This window comes from Aequorivita flava, assembly GCF_038742595.1.
GTDB classification, from domain to species: Bacteria; Bacteroidota; Bacteroidia; order Flavobacteriales; family Flavobacteriaceae; genus Aequorivita; species Aequorivita marisscotiae.
In genome coordinates, this window is record NZ_JBANCF010000008.1 from 22,086 (window position 1) to 41,769 (window position 19,684).

Here is a 19,684-nt window from a genome sequence, read left to right on the forward strand (position 1 = left end):
GAATCCTATATTTTAAAATGGAAGCCACGTAACCTAAAATTTCTCTACATTTAGAGTCGATTTACAATCTTTCCAATGAAAAAACGCAAAATCTGTGCTGTAATTACTGCCAGACCTACATATAGCCGTGTAAAAACGGCACTTCAGGCAATTAAAGAACATCCTAATCTAGAATTGCAACTGGTGGTGGCTGGTTCAGCATTACTTGACCGTTACGGTACTGCCGTAAATTTTATTGAGAAAGATGGGTTTAACATTTCTGCTAAAGTTTTTATGGTCTTGGAAGGGGAAAACAAGACGGCTATGGCGAAAAGTACGGGCTTGGGAGTGATGGAATTGGCCAATGTTTTTTACAATTTACAACCCGATGCGGTACTTACCATAGCAGATAGATTCGAAACTATTGCCACTTCTATTGCCGCTGCATATCAGAACATTCCGTTAATCCACTTGCAAGGGGGTGAGGTTACTGGGAATATCGATGAAAAAGTACGCCACGCCAATACAAAACTGGCGGATATCCACTTTGTTACTTCAGAAGATGCAAAACTTCGTGTAGAAAAAATGGGGGAAGACCCCGAATATGTTTACAATACGGGCTGCCCTTCAATCGATATTGCTGCGGAAGTTTTGAAATCACCACAATTAGATTTTAATCCAATACAAAAATACGGGGGTGTTGGTAGTGCGATTCCATTCTCCGGAGAATACTTGGTTGTTATGCAACATCCTGTTACTACTGAATACTCTCAGGCGAGGGAAGATGTTCAAAAAACTTTAAGAGTTATTGACGCACTACAAATTCCCACATATTGGTTTTGGCCTAATGTAGATGCTGGGGCAGACGGCACATCGAACGGAATTCGTTCATATCGCGAAATACAGAATCCTAAATATATTCATTTTTTTAAGAATATGGAACCGGTCGATTTTTTAAAATTATTGGTCAATAGTAAATGCCTCATTGGCAATAGTAGCGTTGGTATTAGGGAATGTTCCTTTTTAGGAGTGCCCGTTGTAAATATAGGAACTCGACAAAATAGAAGATTACGGGGCGACAATGTTTTGGATGTTGTCTATAATGAGGAGGACATTAGGCAAGCCGTTAATTCGCAATTAAAAAATCCGAAAAATAATAGAAGTACTATCTATGGAAATGGTGATAGCGGTAAAAGGATTGCCGATATTTTGGCAACTGTTAACTTACGCTATCATAAAACAATCTCGTACTAATGAAATTTTTGGGTATTATACCTGCGCGTGGAGGGAGTAAAGGTATCCCCAATAAAAACAGAAAAATGTTGTTGGAGAAACCTTTGATGCAATACACTATTGAAAGTGCATTGGCTTCAAAATTGTTAAGCAGGGTTATTTTCTCCTCCGAAGATGAACAACTAATTGCACTTGCTCAAAAATTAGGTGTTGAGGTTCCGTTTAAAAGGCCCGAAAAGTATTCGCGAGACAATTCGCCGTCAATTGACTTTGTAAAACATGCATTAAAAACACTTTCTCTGGATAATGAATATTATGACGCAGTTTGTTTGCTTCAAGTTACAAGTCCTTTCCGAGGAGAGCAATTCATTGATCAGGCCATTTCAAAATTCGTAAAATCAGAAACGGATTCTTTAATTTCAGTTATAGAAGTTCCCCATGAATACAACCCTCATTGGGTTTTTAAAACTAACGATAATGGACATTTAGTATCTGCTGTCGGTGATAGGGAAATAATAAAACGTCGGCAGGATTTGCCGCCTGCATTTATTCGTGATGGTGCCATTTATATTACCAAAACAGAAGTCGTGTTAAAACACAATTCACTTTTCGGTGATAGCATTTCATACATTCAATCAAACCAAGAGACCTATGTTAATATAGATACGACAGAAGATTGGGAGAATGCTGAAAAAATAGCAAAAAACCTTTTTCGCTAATGTGTGGTATAGTTGGTATAATTGGAGCAGCAGCGAACGAAGATTCCTTAACGAAGATGCTAAACACACAGCGTCATAGAGGGCCAGGTTTTACAGGAACTTATACTAAGCCAAAGCTTTGCTTGGGTCATAACAGGCTCGCAATAATCGATCTTTCAAATAATGCCAATCAACCTTTTATCTCTGCTTGCGGTAATTATATTCTTATCTTCAATGGTGAAATCTATAATTATGTAGAACTCAGAGAAGAGTTAAAGAAGAGCTATCACTTTAAAACTACATCTGATACCGAAGTATTACTCGCCGCTTTTATAATCTGGGGCAAGGAATGCTTGAATAAGTTTAACGGAATGTTTTCTTTTGCAATTTGGGATAAGGAACAGAAAAGACTTTTCGCAGCTCGGGATCGTTTTGGTGTAAAACCTTTCTACTACACTAAAAATCAAGATTCGTTTTTCTTTGCCTCCGAAATAAAAACGCTTTTTGCAGCTGATGTTTCGAAACAACCTAACAGTAAAGTTTGGGCAACTTATTTTGCATTTGGAAATTATGGGATGCCGTCCGAAACTTTCTGGAAAGATATTTTTCAACTGCCGGGAGGTCATTATTTGGAATTTAAGGAGGATAAGCTTACGATTGAAAAATATTACATGTTTGAGGAGGCTGTAAAAAAGCAACCAATACTTAATTTTGCGGAAGCAAAAGAATATTATTTGGAATTACTGAAAGATAGTATAAACCTTCGGTTTCGTGCTGATGTTCCTGTTGGATTTAATATTAGTGGAGGATTAGACAGTTCACTTTTACTGGCTTTGGTAAACCAAAACTATAAGGGTAAAAACATTAACGCTTATACCTTTTATACAGGGCATCAGGGTTACGATGAGTTGCAGTGGGCAGAAACTCTCATTTCCACAACTGAGAACCCATTGAGTAAAGTGAAATTAGATGCTGAAGAAGTAATTGATTTGGCTTCTCAATTTGCTCATTTCCAAGATGAACCTTTTGGTGGGATTCCGACTATTGCTTATGGAAAGATTTTTGCTGAAGCTTCAAAACAGGGAGTTAAAGTATTGCTAGACGGACAAGGAATGGACGAGCAATGGGCAGGATATGATTATTATTTCAACGAAAGTGATGCAACTATTCAAGGGGTAAAGGATTCGCCTTTTAGGAAAAATGTTCTCAAGAAAGAGTTTTTGAAATTGGCGGAAAAGCCAAGCTATCCGAAACCTTTTTCTGATAAATTATTGAATTTGCAGTATCGCGATTTATTCTTCACAAAAATACCGAGGGCGCTCCGTTTTAATGATAGAATATCAATGGCGGCCAGCACCGAATTACGAGAGCCTTTTTTAGACTATAGACTTGTTGAGTTTGCCTTTGCGCAACCTTTAGAGTATAAATTCCATAATGGAATTCAAAAATATTTATTAAGAGAATTAGTGTCAGATTTTTTGCCTGATTCCATAACCTTTACACCCAAAAGGACTATGCAGACTCCCCAACGGGAGTGGCTGGCAGACGAATTACAGCCATGGGTCGAGGAAGTTTTAAATAATATCCAAGATCACCCTTGGTTTAATTCGGACGAACTTGAAGAAGAAATAAAAGCTTATTTTCACGGTCGCAATGATAGTAGTTTTCATATTTGGCAGTGGATTAGTTTTGCATTGCTAAAAAATCCTGAATTTTGAACAAAAAACTAGCCGTAGTAATCACCGATGGAGTAGGCTTCCGCAATTTTGTGTTGAGCGATTTTTTAGTGGAAGCAGAACAAAATTTTAATGAGATAGTTATTTTCTCTTGTCTTCCGGCATCGGTCTATAAAGGAATAACAGATTGTAGGGTCATAGAGCTTGAAGTTTTTGAGGAGCATTTTTTTACCTGGTTTTTTAGAAAGGCAAAAGAAGTAGCACATCTTCAAAATCATAAAAAGGGTAATTTTGGGATTACTGATAATTTGAACACAAATAAATCAGATAACAAAACGCCACGCGGATACGCTACGCGAATGATTTTTAAGATTACTGGTTTGTTTCACAGTGAAAAATGGATTTCCTATTTCAATAAACTTCAACAAAGCACTTTTAAAAACAAATCGATTACTAAAAACTATTTAGCGATTTTAAAAAATGAAAAACCAGACCAGCTTTTCTTTACGCATCAACGACCGCCTTATATTGCGCCTTTGGTATATGCAGCACATAAATTGAATATCAATACTTCAGCATTTATTTTCAGTTGGGATAATTTGGCCTCTAAAGGGAGAATGGCAGCTGATTTTAAAAACTATATGGTGTGGAGCGAATTGATGAAAAATGATCTTCTTCGTTTTTATAAAAATGTAAAGGCTGAAACCATTGAGGTTGTAGGCACCCCCCAGTTTGAACCTTATGTACTGCCGAGATATGCAAATACTAAGGAGGAATTCCAAGAACAATTTGGTTTAAAAGCTGACTTGCAGACAGTCTGTTTTAGTTGTGGTGATATTTCTACAAGTAAGAATGATGAACTCTATATTAAAACAATTGCCGAAGCTTTGATAGTTGGGCAACTGCCTCAATTCAATTTTATAGTGCGCACTTCTCCGGCGGAAGATCCTATACGATTTAAGGAGATTTCGGCAAAATATCCTTTTATAATTTGGAATTACCCTGATTGGAAGATAAGTCGTCACGGGCATCAGGAAGCCTGGTCGCAGCGAGTACCGTCTATTGAAGATGTAAAATATTTACGTGCAATTCTTGAGTTTTCAGATATAAGTATCAATATGCTTTCTACCATGAGTCTCGATTTTATGGAGTTTGATAAACCAGTGATAAATTCGGTTTTTGGCAACGAAAAAAATGGGTTGTACAACGATGGCCGTTTTCTGAATTACGAACATATTGAATACGTTGTAAAGAGCGAAGCAACTATAATAGCAAAAAACAAAACTGAATTAATTGAAGCGATACAGTTTTATTTAAAAAACCCAAATGCCCATCAAGAGGAAAGACAATTATTATTGGCACAGCAAATAGGAAAACCTTTAATAGGCACCAGCGAACGCATAGCCAAAACCTTGAGGCAATGGGCATAAATAACAAGAGAATAGCGGTACTTTGCGACTATAGATTGTTGCCTGATAGAGTAGGCGGGATGGACTATTTTTTTTGGCAATTTGATGCAAGTAGTAAAACACTAAACATATCCGTGGATTGGTTTTTTCCCAATAGTGGAAATCACGGTGAGTATGGTAAGTTGAATATTATAGCAGCGGATGGGAAATCGATTGAGAATTTATTTCTAGACTATGTTCAGAAAAGAAAAGCTTCTTATTCCCATGTCATCACGCACTTTTTAGAATTATGCACTCCATTTTATAAATGCGTAAAAGAGATTTTACCGGGTAAAATTATCGCAGTAGATCACAATCCGCGACCATTGAACGGATACCCCATCAAAAAGAAAATAGTAAAACGGATTAAGGGAAGCTTATACGCTAAATACATCGATCTTTTTATAGGCGTATCTCAATATACTGTTAATGAATTAATACGCGATTTCGGAAAGCATATAAAACCAAAATGCGAAGTTATTTACAACGGTATTTTAATTCAAAATATAAAAGAGAGCGCTATTCGAAATGCTAAAAGCCCTTCATTTTTGGTTGCTTCTCACTTAAGGGAATCAAAAGGAATACAAGATTTAATTGCGGCAGTAGCTAAAATTCCACAACAATTGAAAGCCAACTTAATAATAGATGTGTATGGGGAAGGGCCTTATGAGAAGCATCTATTTAAACAGTTGAAAGACCTGGGAGTTGAAGAAAATTTTAATTTTATGGGGAGTTCACCTAATTTATCCGAAACATATTATAAATACGATTACCTGTTGCATCCCACTCATATGGAGTGTTTTAGTTTGACAATCTTAGAGAGTTTGGCAGCCAATGTGCCAGTAATTACTACTCCGGTTGGCGGAAATACTGAAGTTATAATAAATGGAGTTAATGGATACATTTTCAAAGCAAAGGATGTCGAAGAATTGAAGAGTATATTGATAAATCTTATTCAAGGGACTGATCAGATAAATGGAAATTCCCGCAAATTGATTAAGGAAAACTTTGGGCTTGAGAAAATGGTAGAACAACATATAGCCATATTAGAAAGTTAACCTTTATGTATTTTAACTCTATTACATTCGCTATATTTTTTATAATCGTTTTTTTCTTTTATTGGTTTGTATTAAAAAGAAAAATCAGTCTTCAGAATATCTTTATTCTTATTGCTAGCTATGTTTTCTATGGTTGGTGGGATTGGCGTTTTTTGAGTTTGATAGCTTTTAGCACCTTGGTAGATTTTTTCCTTGCCTTAAAAATCACCAAGATTGAGAATAGGGGAAGAAGAAAACTGTTTTTGGCCTTTAGTCTTTTAATTAATTTAGGCTTATTAGCCATCTTTAAATATTACAACTTTTTTATAGAAAACTGGATAGATGCGTGGGCTTCCTTTGGAATAATTATGTCCAAGCATACAATGAATATAATTCTTCCAGTCGGTATTTCCTTCTACACCTTTCAAACATTAAGTTATACCATTGATGTTTACAGAAATAAAATGAAGCCTACAAAGAACCTCGTAGACTTTGCAGCTTATGTTGCTTTTTTCCCTCAACTTGTGGCAGGGCCCATTGAACGGGCGTCACATTTATTACCTCAATTACAAAAGGAAAGAAAATTCAATTATAGTTATGCCCAATCTGGAATTCATCTTATAATCTGGGGCCTATTTCAAAAAGTGGTTATCGCCGATTCCTGCGCCATATATGTGAATGATATTTTTGAAAACTACGAGCAATACAACGGTTTAACGTTGGCTATTGGAGCCATTTATTTTGCTTTTCAGATTTATGGCGATTTTGCAGGTTATTCAAACATTGCGATTGGCACTGCACGATTATTAGGCTTTAATTTAATGCGAAATTTTAATTATCCTTACTTCGCTCGCGATATAGCAGAATTTTGGCGCAGGTGGCATATTTCATTATCAACGTGGTTTCGTGATTATTTATACATTCCCCTTGGAGGTTCCAGAGGATCAGTCGCAATGAAGGTTAGAAATGTATTTATCATTTTTATTGTATCTGGATTTTGGCACGGAGCTAACTGGACGTTTTTGGTTTGGGGGGCTATTCATGCTTTCCTATTTCTTCCACTACTTTTGGCAAACAGAAATAGGAATAATTTGGAAAACATCGCACTAGATCGATTAATTCCTTCCCTAAAGGAATTCTATCAAATTACTAGTACATTTATACTAGTTACCTGTGCTTGGATATTTTTTAGAGCCGATTCTATTTCCATTGCAATAGATTATTTAAAAAATATCTTTATCAGATTTAAATTCAAAATAGAATATCTGCCTATTGAAAGATATAGTGTAGAGCTAATTGGCTTGATAGCATTATTTATCGCAATAGAATGGTTACACAGAAATTTTGAGCATCCATTTGTTGGCAAGCTGCGATGGCTTAAAATAATTTTTGTATTAATAATGTTGGTAACTCTTGGTGTTTATTCCAATTATCAAGATTTTATATATTTTCAATTTTAATGAAACGGTTTTTATTATCTACCATTTTTTTGATAATTGCATTAATTGCAACTATGTATGTTTGTGATTCCATTTATACGTATGCGTTTCAAAATGCCCCCCCCAGAAATAAAATTCAAAAAATCCTTAAATTAAATAATAAAGAATATGACTATGTATTTTTGGGATCGTCGAGAACAGAAAATCACATCGATTGTGCTTTAATCGAAAAGATAACCGGAAAAACTTGTATTAATCTTGGCATATCAGGAGGAACTATTGGTGATATGTTATTTATATTAAAAATTGCCGAAAGAAATAATGTGAGATTTCGTCAAGTTTTTTTACAAATTGATTATAACTATAATCACAATGGTATTTCTAGAAATGTATATGCCGAGTTAATGCCATTTATCCACGATAGCTTAATAAGAAATGAGATTGAAAACTATAAGAATTATTCTTGGATGATCAATTTCCCTTTTTATCGTTATATGAAAAATGAAAAGGTAGTAGGATTCAGGGAGTTTTTTACAGCTCTTCTAAATAAGAAACCAAATAAAGATATAGACATAGGATTCATGCCTTTCTTTGGAATTGGATATGATTTAGCTGGTAAATTTCCCGAAAACTTCAACAAAAGTAATATTGAGATTGATGAAATGTTGGAATTATCAAAAAGAGATGACTTTGAATTGAAGTTTTTTACTGCGCCTTATTGTAAAGAAGTAGAAAATAGAGAAAACGCTCAAAGCTTAATAAAACGAATTCCTTCACTTCACAACTATATTTCTTTATTTGACGAGAATCCTCAATATTTTAGCGATTGCGGTCATCTCAATATTGAGGGAGCTGAAGCTTTTACCAAAAAAATTTGTAATGATTTAATAATTAAGCATCAATGAAAATTGCCTTTCTAACCCCGGAATATCCCAATAAAAAAACTGGCAAGTCAGGTGGTTTGGGAACCAGTATTTTAAACCTGGCAACTGGCTTAGTGAAACTTGGACATCTAGTTTCTGTTTTGGTTTACCAACAAAAGAAGGATACTATTTTTGAGGAGGACGGCATCACGGTTTATCAAATAAAAAATATAAAAATTAAGGGGCTGTCCTTATTGTTAACACAACAAAAAGTACAACGTCTCATTAATAAGTTGTATGCTGAAAAGAAACTAGAAATAGTGGAAGCACCCGATTGGACAGGTTTTACAGCTTTCTTAAGGCCCAAATGTCCTTTAGTAATCCGCTTAAATGGTAGCGACACTTATTTTTGCCATTTGGATAAACGACCAGTAAAAACAAAAAATAAATTTCTTGAGAAACGTGCTTTACAAAGGGCTGATGGCATTATCTCGGTAAGTCAATTTACAGCAGATGTTACCAAGAAATTATTCGACCTTAAAACCCAAATAACCGTAATTCCAAACTCTATTGATATTGCGAAATTTCAACCTAAAAATATAGAAGCAGCGGATGCAACAATCCTATATTTTGGAACTTTAATTCGAAAAAAAGGTCTTTTAGAATTGCCTTTTATTTTTAATAAAATAAATAAAACTCACCCAAATGCTAAACTCATTCTTATAGGAAAGGACAGTGGTGATAAGCAAACGGGCAGTAATTCAACTTGGGAGTTAATGAAGCCTCTTTTTGCGGGTGAAGCTTTTAAAAATGTTGATTACTTAGGTTTAGTAACCTACAGTAAGATTAGTGAACATATTGATAAAGCCACTGTCTGTGTTTTTCCTACCTTCGCAGAGGCACTGCCGGTTTCGTGGATAGAGGCCATGGCGCTAAAAAAAGCGATTGTTGCTTCAAATATTGGCTGGGCTCCAGAAGTTATAGACGACGGACTCAATGGGTTTTTAGTACATCCCACCAATCATAAAGTTTATGCTGAAAAAATCACAAAACTTTTGAATAACGCGGCATTACGTCAGTCATTTGGGGGTGCGGCAAGAAAAAAAGTGGAAGAGACTTTTGCTATGGAGGAAGTTGCAAAACAAAGTTTGAATTTTTATAAGAAATTTTTGAAATGAAAATTACTCCAAACTTTAATGAATTTACAAATTCTAAAGATGAGATTATTCTTTATACAGGAGACCCAGATTTAGACTTGTTGGAGAAACTTTCAATAGAAGAAGGTGACATTTGGCACAGTTCCTTTAAAGAAGGATATAAAAATGCGTTTCCGGAAATAGTGTATCAGACAGCTGTATTCTTTTGGTATGTTTATGATTTTGATAATCTTGAAAAATGCATTAGTTGGCGGATGTCTCCCAATAATTTTGCTATTCGCAAAAATGCTTGGGAACGGCTAAATGGATTTGATAAAGATTTCGAATCTCCATGCATGCAAGCTATAGATTTCGCTTACAATGCGCTTCGGAATAGTGGGGCAGTGCCGCTCTATGTGAAGAATCTTTTTGCAAATACAAAAAATGCTGACGTAAATATTTCTATTTTAGACCGCTATGTTTTTTATCGAAAGAATTTCAAAATGGCACATTCCTATTATATGCTTTTTAGAAAAGGTATTTGGAAGCCTAATGAATGGAAAGCTTTTCTAGACGCAAGGAAAAATTTTAAACAGCGAAAAGCAGCTCAAAAAGTTCAGCCAAGAAATTTGAAACCATTGGAGGGGTATCCAACAGTTAGTTATATTATTCCTACTATGTTACGGCAGGATTATACGCTTCAACTTTTAGAGGATTTAAAAAATCAATCGTATTTACCGACGCAGGTGATAGTAGTTGATGCAACACCCGAAGAAAGTCGGGACCATAGTTTGTACAAATCTGAAAATTATCCTTTTGAAGTGCAGTTCCACTGGCAAACAACCAAAGGGAGCTGCAGGGCTCGAAATGAAGCAATTGCGTGCTGCGAAGGCGATTATATAGTTTTTGGAGACGATGATATTCGTATCCCATCAGATTTTATAGAAAATCATATCAGGTTATTACAAACTTATAATGCTGGAGCCTGTAACGGCCTTGACATTAGAGCGGACAATGAAAGGCAAGACCTGTCAAATCTTTCGTCTAAACTCAAGAATAAGGGAGACTCACGATGGTGTGTGGGGGCCGCAAACAGTTTCAGTAATGCTAATTCCTGTGTAAAAAAAGAATACGTAGAAGCATTGATAGGTAACGACATTAATTATGACGGTGGGTATGGCGAGGATAGCGACTTTGGAATTTCACTAACGAAAATGGGGGTTACAGTACTTCACAATCCATTTTCAGCGAACCTTCACCTAAAGCCACCTAGCGGGGGATATCGTTTTTGGGGAAGTCAAGCAAAAATACTTGGTAAAAAACGAAAACAGCAACCGTGGGAACTCGACAATCCTGTGGGGATGATACGTCCAGTACCTAGCCCAACATTAATGTATCAATTTTATAAACAATTCAATAAACAACAAAGAGCAGAGTATAAGCGCAAGTATTTTATACGTTATTTGTTTACTGGGAATAAGCTGATGTTTCCTATTCGACTTTTAAACCTACCATTTAGGTTGATGCAATACGACAAATCGATTTTTTATGCGAAACAACTCCTAAAACTGGGAAAAAGAACTTCTTAATATGAAATTCTCCCTCATCATTTGCACCTATATGCGGCCACAGCCTTTGTTAAAGCTGCTTGAGTCGGTGGCAAAGCAGACGCTGTACCCAAATGAAATTTTGATTGTGGATGGGTCAACAGATGAGGCAACTGAAAGCATGCTTCAAAAGAATTCTTTTCAAAATCTAAAATACTTTAAAGTAACAGAAGAAGATCGCGGCCTAACCCGCCAGCGCAATTTTGGAATAGAAAAAGTTGGGGATGATATTGAAGTTGTCTGTTTTTTAGACGACGATACTGTTTTAACTGAAACTTATTTTGAAGCACTTTTAAACACCTATTCCATTCACCCCGAAGCCTTGGGAGTGGGAGGCTATATTATAAATGAAGTGGAGTGGTGGGAAAACCAGGTATCTAATGGACAGCATCGGTTACTGAGCGAAGCCGAAGTAAGGCCTAATGAATATTCATACGATGGCTGGACCCGCTCAGATGGTTCCCGCTTTGTGCTTCGAAAAAAACTTGGGTTAGATGCAAATAAACCGCCAGCGCATTTTCCTGATTTTGGACATGGCAGAAGTGTAAGCTTTCTTCCGCCCAGCGGGAAAATTTATGAAGTGGAACAATTTATGGGCGGCGTTGCTTCCTATAGAACAAAAATATTGGAGACTGAGAAGTTTTCAGAATATTTTGAAGGCTATGGCCTTTACGAAGATGCAGACTTTACCCTCCGGCTTTCAAATATTGGAAAATTATATGTGAATACTGCGGCGCAACTTTATCATTACCACGAAGCAGCAGGGAGGCCAGACTACTATAAATACGGGAAAATGGTAGTCCGCAATGGGTATTATGTTTGGCGGGTAAAACACCCAAACCCTTCTTTAAAAGCTCGCTTTAAATGGAATGCCACATCATTTTTGCTTACCCTGATCCGTTTCAGTAACGCGTTGACTACTTCCAATAAAAAAGATGCCTTTAAGGAAGCCTGCGGAAGAGTAGCTGGATGGTTCAGTTTATTGTGGGATACTAAAAGGAGTACTAAATAAGTTTTATGATGTTTTACTTTAATTCCGATTTAAAAAAATATAAACACTATTCATGCAAGAGTGGTTTAACCTTATTGCTAACGCAGCAGGGGCTTTGGGCATTATTTGTTTACCGAATTAATTCAGCTATTTATAGGTCTGCTTTGCCGCAATTTGTAAAAAAGCTATTTTTATTGTTTTCTGTTCTCTGTCAGAAATGGATTGAGATTGTTACTGGTATATCGATTCCGTATACCGCGCAAATAGGACATTCTTTTTATATAGGACATTTTGGGAATATAATAATTAACGCCAATGCAATTATTGGGAATAACTGCAATATTTCGCAAGGAGTGACTATAGGCGTGAGTGGAAGAGGAGATAAACGAGGTGTGCCTGTACTGGGTAATAATATTTATATAGGTGCAAATGCGACGATAGTTGGGAAGATAAAGGTCCACGATAATTCTGTAATAGCTGCCAATTCTTTGGTGATAAATGATGTGCCAGAGAACACAACTGTTCTAGGAGTGCCTGCGGTACCAATAAATACAAATAGTTCAAAAGATTATATATTTTGAAATTCTTGGTAATTACATCAGCACCTACATTTTATAAGGACTCGAATTATCGTGCTTATGCGCCCTATGTCAAGGAAATGAATATGTGGTTCAAAAGTGTTGAAGAAGTAACCATAATTTCCCCAATTAAATATCACAGACCTTTACTGAAAGCATCATTTAATGCGAAACACATAAACTTGGTGGGAGTACCCAACCTAGCAATGAATAACTTTTTCGACATATTATCACTTGTGGTATGTGTTCCTCTTGTGTTTTTCAAACTCTATAAAGAAATGATCCGGACAGATCATATTCATTTAAGATGCCCTGGAAACATCGGCCTGTTGGGATGTATTGTCCAAGTATTTTTTCCGAAGAAAAAAAAGACCGCCAAATACGCTGGCAACTGGGATCCGAAGGCGAAACAGCCTTGGAGTTACCGTCTGCAAAAATGGATACTCTCGAATACCTTCCTAACTCGAAATATGAAAGTGCTCGTTTATGGGGAATGGCCCGAACAGACTAAGAATATTAAGCCTTTTTTTACAGCTAGTTATTCGGAAGAAAAAATTGCTGAAATTCCCACAAAGAATTACAACAATATTTTGCAATTTGTTTTTGTGGGTACCTTGGCTGACGGGAAACGTCCTCTTTATGCGCTGCAGTTAGTAGAAAATTTATTGAAAAAGGGAATTTTGTGTAGGTTAGCTATTTACGGGGAAGGGGAGCAGCGTGAAGATATAGAAAACTATATAGAGGAAGCGCAATTAGGTTCGGTGGTTACACTTCACGGAAATCAACCAACAGATGTGGTGGAGGCAGCCTATAAGAAAAGTCATTTTTTGATATTACCCTCTAAATCTGAAGGCTGGCCAAAAGTTGTGGCCGAGGCCATGTTTTGGGGCGTTGTGCCATTAGTAACACCTGTATCTTGTGTGCCTTGGATGCTGGATAACGGAAACCGAGGGATAATCTTAACATTGAAGGTAGCGGATGATACCGAAACACTACTTAGATTGTTAAAAGGAAAGGAGATATTAAAGAAAATGGCAGTGCACGGTGCCCAATGGAGCCATCAATATACTTTGGAGTTATTTGAGGCAGAAATTAAAAAATTAATTTAATGCGGGTGTTACAGCTTATAGATTCCTTAAATCCGGGAGGTGCCGAGCGTATGGCGGTTAATATTGCCAATGCTTTAGACAAGGCGGGAGTGGCTTCGTATTTGTGTGCAACGCGGGAAGAAGGTGAGCTTAAAAAGGAGTTGGCGCCAAGCGTAGGGTTTTGTTTTCTCAAAAAACGAAACGCTTTGGATTTTATGGCCTTTTTAAAATTGATAAAATTTGTAAAGCAACATAAAATTGAAATTGTTCACGCGCATTCCACATCTTTCTTTTTTGCCACTCTTTTAAAAATTACCCTTTACAATATAAAAATAGTCTGGCATGACCATTATGGAAATAGTGAGTTGCTAAATAATCGAAAGCATAGATTTTTAAAGATTTGTAGCTTTTACTTTACAGCTATAATTTCAGTCAACAAGATTTTAAAGAATTGGTCCGAAGAAAAATTAAAGACAAGGCAGGTGTTTTATCTTTCCAATTTTGTTAGCCCTAATAAATTGAAGCCATCTATCGCTCTTAAAGATAGTAATTCAATAAAAATAATAAGTGTTGCCAACCTTCGGCCACAGAAGGATCATATAAATCTATTAGAAGCTTTTAAAATCATTCAGAAGAAATATTTAAATGTTTCCCTGCATATTGTCGGAAGGGTGGATGACAACCAATATTTAAAAAACATAGAAGAATTTATATATCATTCTAAAACTTTAAAGGTGTACATATACGGGTCGCAAGCCGGAATTCCCGCGCTACTAAAAACTGCTGATATTGGAGTTTTATCATCAATTTCTGAAGGGTTGCCAATAGCGTTATTGGAATACGGAGCTGCGGGTTTGTCCGTAGTAAGTACCGATGTAGGAGAATGTAAGGAAGTGATAAACGGCTTAGGCAAAATAGTGCCACCCAAAAATCCAGAAGCCTTGGCAGCAGCCCTGCTATTTTATATTGAAAATAAAGCGGCACGCAGGGCAGACGGTCTAGCATTTGCAACACATATAAAAGAAAATTACGCAGAAGACACTATTATTCCTAAATTGCTGGATATTTATAAAAATACAAGCAAATAAAATTCTCCAATAACATATTATATTTTCAACTCTTGGCTTTTCATATTGCCTTGGGCTTTGCAGTTTATATATTTAATGCTTTTTCCAAATACTATCTAATTGCAATTTGTTTTTACTTTCTTTATCGCATTATAACGAACGCCAATCGCAAGGACGAAATACTTCTTGCCGCCGGATATATAACGGGGTTTGAGGTGCTTTCACGAATGACGGGAGGTGCCATAAGCTATGAATTTGCCAAATACGCGGTTATTGGTTTTGTGCTAATAGGGATGTTTTTTAAAGGTTTTAAACTCACCTCTTGGCCCTATTTGCTTTATACAATATTTTTAGTGCCCGGGATTGTGTTTTCTGCAATCAACTTAAGTTATGAAGCAAAAGTGGGGAATGCTATCGGCTTTAATTTAAGTGGGCCGGTGTGCTTGGGGATTGCAGCCTTATACTGTTACGACCGAAAAATACCAATTGCACGTCTGCAAACTATTTTATTGGCGGTACTCTTGCCAATTGTATCTATTACGGTTTATCTATTTCTCTATTCCCCGAGTATTCGGGAAGTACTAACGGGAACTGCTTCCAATTTTGCAGCCTCGGGTGGATATGGGCCTAATCAGGTTTCAACTGTCTTGGGGTTGGGGGCCTTTATTCTTTTTACTCGAATATTCACCGTTAAAAATAGGTTTATAAATATAGTAGATGTTGGTTTATTGGCTGTTATAGGGTATCGTGCCCTTATTACCTTTTCACGTGGCGGGGTAATAACAGCGGTAGCTTGTGCTGTTTTGTTTTTAATTGCCCTATTTTTAAAATCAGGAGTAAAACAAAAGGCCATTATGTTGCCGAAAATAATTCTGATGGTTTCTGTTCTGGTTGGAATTTGGGTAATAAGTTCATTTGCTACTATGGGGTTGATTGAAAACAGATATGCCAATGAAGATGCAGCCGGAAGGGAAAAGGGGGATGTGGGTACTGGACGGGCGGCCATATTTCAAACGGAATTGGAAGCTTTTAAAGAGGCACCTTTTACCGGAATAGGGGTAGGTAAATCTAAGGAGTACAGAAAAAAACGCACCAATATTGAAGCCGCTAGCCATAATGAAGTCAGCAGGCTGCTGTCTGAACACGGCCTATTTGGTATTTTGGCATTGGTAATTTTACTGGTTACGCCGCTTGCTTTTGGCTTGCAGCATAGATCTAATATATATTTGTATTCATTTTTGTGTTTTTGGTTTTTTACCATTAACCATTCCTCCATGCGGATTGCCGCCCCAGCCTTTATTTATGCCTTAAGTTTGTTGAAGATAGATTATGCACCAAAGAAAAAAACTGCTATACATAGGAAATAAGCTGGCGGAACACGGAAAGCCGCCGACGGCTATCGATTCGCTTTCAGTAAAATTTGAAAACGAAGGCTATTCGGTTATTATGGCTTCGTCTAAAAAGAATAGATTAGGAAGGATGTTCGATATGATTTGGACAACCCTAAAAAATAAAAACGAAATTTCCTTGGTCTTAATAGATACCTATAGTACGCAGAATTTCTATTACGCCTTGATAATCGGTAAAATATGTCGCCTCCTCGATCTGCCTTATGTGCCTGTATTGCACGGGGGCAACCTTCCCAAAAGACTAAGTAAGAATAAAGGGTTTAGCAATATATTCTTTGGAAAAGCCTATACAAATGTGGCTCCTTCAGAATATATATTGGAGCAGTTTAAAACGATGGGATTTCAAAATCTGACCTATATTCCCAATACCTTGGAAATTAAAAACTATCCTTTTCAACCTAGAAAAATTATAACTCCTAAATTATTATGGGTGCGTTCCTTTGCCGAAATATACAATCCGCTCTTGGCTTTGGAAATTGTAGAAGGCTTATTAAAACGCGGTATAAAAGTATCTCTTTGTATGGTTGGCCCCGATAAGGACGGATCTATGGCGCGTTGTAAAAAAATAGCGGCAGATTTAAAATTGCCGGTTGTCTTTCCAGGGCTGCTTAAAAAAGAAGAGTGGATCTCCCTTTCAAAGGAGTACACTATTTTTATAAACACCACTAATTTTGACAATATGCCTGTAAGTGTAATGGAAGCAATGGCGTTAGGGTTACCGGTAGTATCCACAAACGTAGGGGGCATGCCGTTTTTAATTAAAGACAATATTGATGGTATATTAGTCCCACCAAATAATTCCGAACTATTTGTGAATGCAATTGAAGAATTATGTGATAACCCTTCCAAAGTAGAGGAAATTACAAAAAACGCAAGGATGAAAGTTGTACAACTGGACTGGCAGATAGTTAAACATAGTTGGATGGAGCTTATTGGGAAGGCGTGAAAATTGACTAAATTTGAAGGGGGGGGAGTCGGTTGTCGGTTGTCGGTTGACTGTTGTCTGTTGATTGTTGGCGGTTGACTGTTGTCGGTTGACTGTTGTCGGGTGTCTGTTGGCTGTTGTCGGTTGACTGTTGTCGGGTGTCTGTTGTCTGTTGTCGGGTGTCTGTTGGCTGTTGACTGTTGTCTGTTGACTGTTGTCTGTTGACGGTTTAACAACCGATTATTATGAAGATTTGGATATTTATTATTTGGCTTTGGAGTATGCAATAGAAGTTCATCAAATGTCGCTGACAATGCCAAAATTTGAACTTTATGAGTAGGGCAGCTAAATTGGAAGGTCGTCAAAGCGTGTTTAGAATAATATTATAGAGATTTATGACAGATGAAAATACAAATAGGATTTCAGTAATTTTTTTGACTTATCTCCATACCACTTTACTTGAAAGTAAAGGACGAATGGCAACAATACAAATGCCTTATAACGTACCAAAAGTGCCCGAATTAATTGTAAAATTTGATAGTCAGGGCGCAAGAATTTTTACTTTTATTCTAAACGATTTTTAACCGATGACACACTTTAATGAACACTCCCTAAACGAAAAGAAAAACTGGAAAACATAATCCACAACCCGACAACCGATAACTCACAACCGACAACCGATAACCGATAACTCACAACCCACAACCGATAACCCACAACTGACAACCGACAACCGATAACCGATAACCCACAACAGACAACCGATAACCCACAACAGACAACCGATAACCGATAACCCACAACCGACAACCGATAACCGATAACCGATAACCCACAACTGACAACCGATAACCCACAACCGACAACCGACAACCCACAACTGACAACCGATAACCGATAACCCACAACTGACAACCGATAACCCACAACTGACAACCGACAACCCACAACTGACAACCGATAACCGACAACCGATAACCTAAAATGGCCAAAAATCGAATCCATTTTGATATCTCAGAAAGAAAGGTGCTCTTGCGCATCTTTGATATTGTTCATGTATTGGGGCTGTTGTATGTAATGGGGATTGGGTTCGATTTCGATTACTTTAAGATCAATGCCCAACACTGGATGTGGTCTGTTGTACTGGCAGTATATCTCACAACCTTTGCAACCATATTTGAATTGTACGACTTGCAAAAGGCAAGCAGATTTAATGTGGTAGTAAAAAACGTAATCATCACCTCCTCGGTAACGGTGTTGTTTTATTTGCTCACCCCTTTTTACACCCCCACTTTACCGTCTAATAGATTGCAGATAGTCTATTTCTTTCTCGCCATTAATGTAGCTTTGCTCGCTTGGCGTTATGCTTATATTACGCTTATCTCTGCCCCACGGTTTTATAAAAGAGTGGTGTTAATTGCCCACGGACAGGATGTGGATGCCATAGTAGCTTCCCTCCAAAAGTCCGATCCCAACTATCGGGTAATAGGCTATTTTAATACGTCGCCCAGAGATGGTAGAATTATTCACAGTTTGGAAATAGACTCTATTTCTATTTCTGAAATAAGCCGATTGGCGAAGGAAACAAATGTTTCTGAAGTGGTGGTGGGGGCGCCTTTATCTGAAGGAATGACAATTGAACTCAACAACCAGCTGATTAAATTGTTGGAAAACGGAATTCCCATTCGCGAATACACCCAAGTGTACGAGGAATTAACCCATAGAATACCCGTACAGCACGTAGAAAAGGATTTTTATCGCTACTTTCCCTTTAGTCGAAGCAATCAAAATAAACTCTACTTATTCTACAGTAGATTTTCTGATTTGTTTATTTCTGTATTGGGGCTAACTTTTGGTGTTCTTCTCTTGCCATTTTTTTTAATAGGAAATTTATTAGGAAACAGAGGTCCTTTGCTTTACACCCAAAAACGGGTGGGAAAAAACGGAAAGCGTTTCAGGATATATAAATTGCGAAGCATGATAAAAAATGCTGAAACCAATGGCGCCCAATTCGCAAAGGCCAAAGATAAGCGCGTAACAAAATTTGGCCGATTTTTACGACGATCCCGCTTCGATGAAATCCCACAATTTATAAATGTAATAAAAGGCGAAATGAGCGTTATAGGCCCTCGTCCCGAACGCCCTGAATTTGTAAAGGACCTGATAGAACAAATTCCATTCTACGAAATACGCCATCTGGTAAAACCCGGATTAACAGGGTGGGCGCAGGTAAATGCCAAATACGGCTCAAGCAATGAAGATGCCCTGGAAAAATTGCAATACGATTTATACTATATAAAACACCGAAGCTTTTTCCTGGATGTTACTATAATCGTTAAAACGTTGAGTACCATTCTTTTTTATAGAGGGCAGTAAAATTGAACTTTCGACTTATGTTTATAACACCTTCAATGATGGGAAACAGGAACCACGACTTTTAGACCCACGACTAAAGAACGACGAGTATCCATTTAAACGGATAGTTTAGAACAAAGCCGTGGCAAAGTCAT

16 protein-coding genes are annotated in these 19,684 nt (G+C 37.1%); all 16 read left to right on the forward strand.

Features of this window, described 5'->3' with window-relative positions:
• The first annotated feature begins 75 nt into the window (after positions 1-75).
• Complete coding sequence (gene neuC / locus VZD24_RS10350) at positions 76-1,233, forward strand: UDP-N-acetylglucosamine 2-epimerase (protein ID WP_342687263.1); 1,158 nt, start codon at positions 76-78, stop codon at positions 1,231-1,233.
• Positions 1,233-1,931 (forward strand): acylneuraminate cytidylyltransferase family protein, encoded by a 699-nt coding sequence (locus VZD24_RS10355; protein ID WP_342687264.1) that lies wholly within the window; start codon positions 1,233-1,235, stop codon positions 1,929-1,931. The genes neuC and VZD24_RS10355 overlap by 1 nt, the downstream gene beginning before the upstream one ends.
• Positions 1,931-3,628, forward strand: coding sequence for an asparagine synthase (glutamine-hydrolyzing) (gene asnB / locus VZD24_RS10360; RefSeq protein ID WP_342687265.1), 1,698 nt, complete (start codon positions 1,931-1,933; stop codon positions 3,626-3,628). The genes VZD24_RS10355 and asnB overlap by 1 nt, the downstream gene beginning before the upstream one ends.
• A complete protein-coding gene (locus tag VZD24_RS10365) occupies positions 3,625-5,016 on the forward strand; it encodes a hypothetical protein (protein ID WP_342687266.1) in 1,392 nt (463 codons plus the stop codon). Before asnB ends, VZD24_RS10365 begins: the two co-directional genes overlap by 4 nt.
• Positions 5,007-6,092 carry a glycosyltransferase family 4 protein gene (locus VZD24_RS10370; protein WP_342687267.1) on the forward strand — a complete coding sequence of 362 codons (1,086 nt, stop codon included), beginning with the start codon at positions 5,007-5,009 and terminating at the stop codon, positions 6,090-6,092. Before VZD24_RS10365 ends, VZD24_RS10370 begins: the two co-directional genes overlap by 10 nt.
• A gap of 5 nt (positions 6,093-6,097) precedes the next feature.
• Positions 6,098-7,531: an MBOAT family O-acyltransferase gene (locus VZD24_RS10375; protein ID WP_342687268.1), complete on the forward strand. Its 1,434-nt coding sequence runs from the start codon at positions 6,098-6,100 to the stop codon at positions 7,529-7,531.
• Positions 7,531-8,415: a hypothetical protein gene (locus VZD24_RS10380; protein ID WP_342687269.1), complete on the forward strand. Its 885-nt coding sequence runs from the start codon at positions 7,531-7,533 to the stop codon at positions 8,413-8,415. The genes VZD24_RS10375 and VZD24_RS10380 overlap by 1 nt, the downstream gene beginning before the upstream one ends.
• On the forward strand, positions 8,412-9,551 hold the full coding sequence (locus tag VZD24_RS10385) for a glycosyltransferase family 4 protein (RefSeq protein WP_342687270.1): 1,140 nt from the start codon (positions 8,412-8,414) through the stop codon (positions 9,549-9,551). Before VZD24_RS10380 ends, VZD24_RS10385 begins: the two co-directional genes overlap by 4 nt.
• Positions 9,548-11,098: a glycosyltransferase family 2 protein gene (locus tag VZD24_RS10390; protein WP_342687271.1), complete on the forward strand. Its 1,551-nt coding sequence runs from the start codon at positions 9,548-9,550 to the stop codon at positions 11,096-11,098. Before VZD24_RS10385 ends, VZD24_RS10390 begins: the two co-directional genes overlap by 4 nt.
• A gap of 1 nt (position 11,099) precedes the next feature.
• On the forward strand, positions 11,100-12,128 hold the full coding sequence (locus VZD24_RS10395; protein WP_342687272.1) for a glycosyltransferase family 2 protein: 1,029 nt from the start codon (positions 11,100-11,102) through the stop codon (positions 12,126-12,128).
• Positions 12,129-12,133: 5 nt separating this feature from the next.
• Positions 12,134-12,688, forward strand: a complete 555-nt coding sequence (locus VZD24_RS10400) for a serine O-acetyltransferase (RefSeq protein ID WP_342687273.1) — start codon at positions 12,134-12,136, stop codon at positions 12,686-12,688.
• A complete protein-coding gene (locus tag VZD24_RS10405; RefSeq protein ID WP_342687274.1) occupies positions 12,685-13,794 on the forward strand; it encodes a glycosyltransferase family 4 protein in 1,110 nt (369 codons plus the stop codon). The genes VZD24_RS10400 and VZD24_RS10405 overlap by 4 nt, the downstream gene beginning before the upstream one ends.
• The gene (locus tag VZD24_RS10410) at positions 13,794-14,861 is read left to right on the forward strand and encodes a glycosyltransferase (RefSeq protein ID WP_342687275.1); all 1,068 of its coding nucleotides are present in this window, start codon (positions 13,794-13,796) and stop codon (positions 14,859-14,861) included. The genes VZD24_RS10405 and VZD24_RS10410 overlap by 1 nt, the downstream gene beginning before the upstream one ends.
• Positions 14,862-14,893: 32 nt before the next feature.
• Positions 14,894-16,207, forward strand: a complete 1,314-nt coding sequence (locus VZD24_RS10415) for an O-antigen ligase family protein (RefSeq protein ID WP_342687276.1) — start codon at positions 14,894-14,896, stop codon at positions 16,205-16,207.
• Positions 16,170-17,195 carry a glycosyltransferase family 4 protein gene (locus tag VZD24_RS10420; RefSeq protein ID WP_342687277.1) on the forward strand — a complete coding sequence of 342 codons (1,026 nt, stop codon included), beginning with the start codon at positions 16,170-16,172 and terminating at the stop codon, positions 17,193-17,195. Before VZD24_RS10415 ends, VZD24_RS10420 begins: the two co-directional genes overlap by 38 nt.
• A gap of 963 nt (positions 17,196-18,158) precedes the next feature.
• Positions 18,159-19,550 carry a sugar transferase gene (locus tag VZD24_RS10425; protein ID WP_342687278.1) on the forward strand — a complete coding sequence of 464 codons (1,392 nt, stop codon included), beginning with the start codon at positions 18,159-18,161 and terminating at the stop codon, positions 19,548-19,550.
• Positions 19,551-19,684 lie beyond the last annotated feature (134 nt).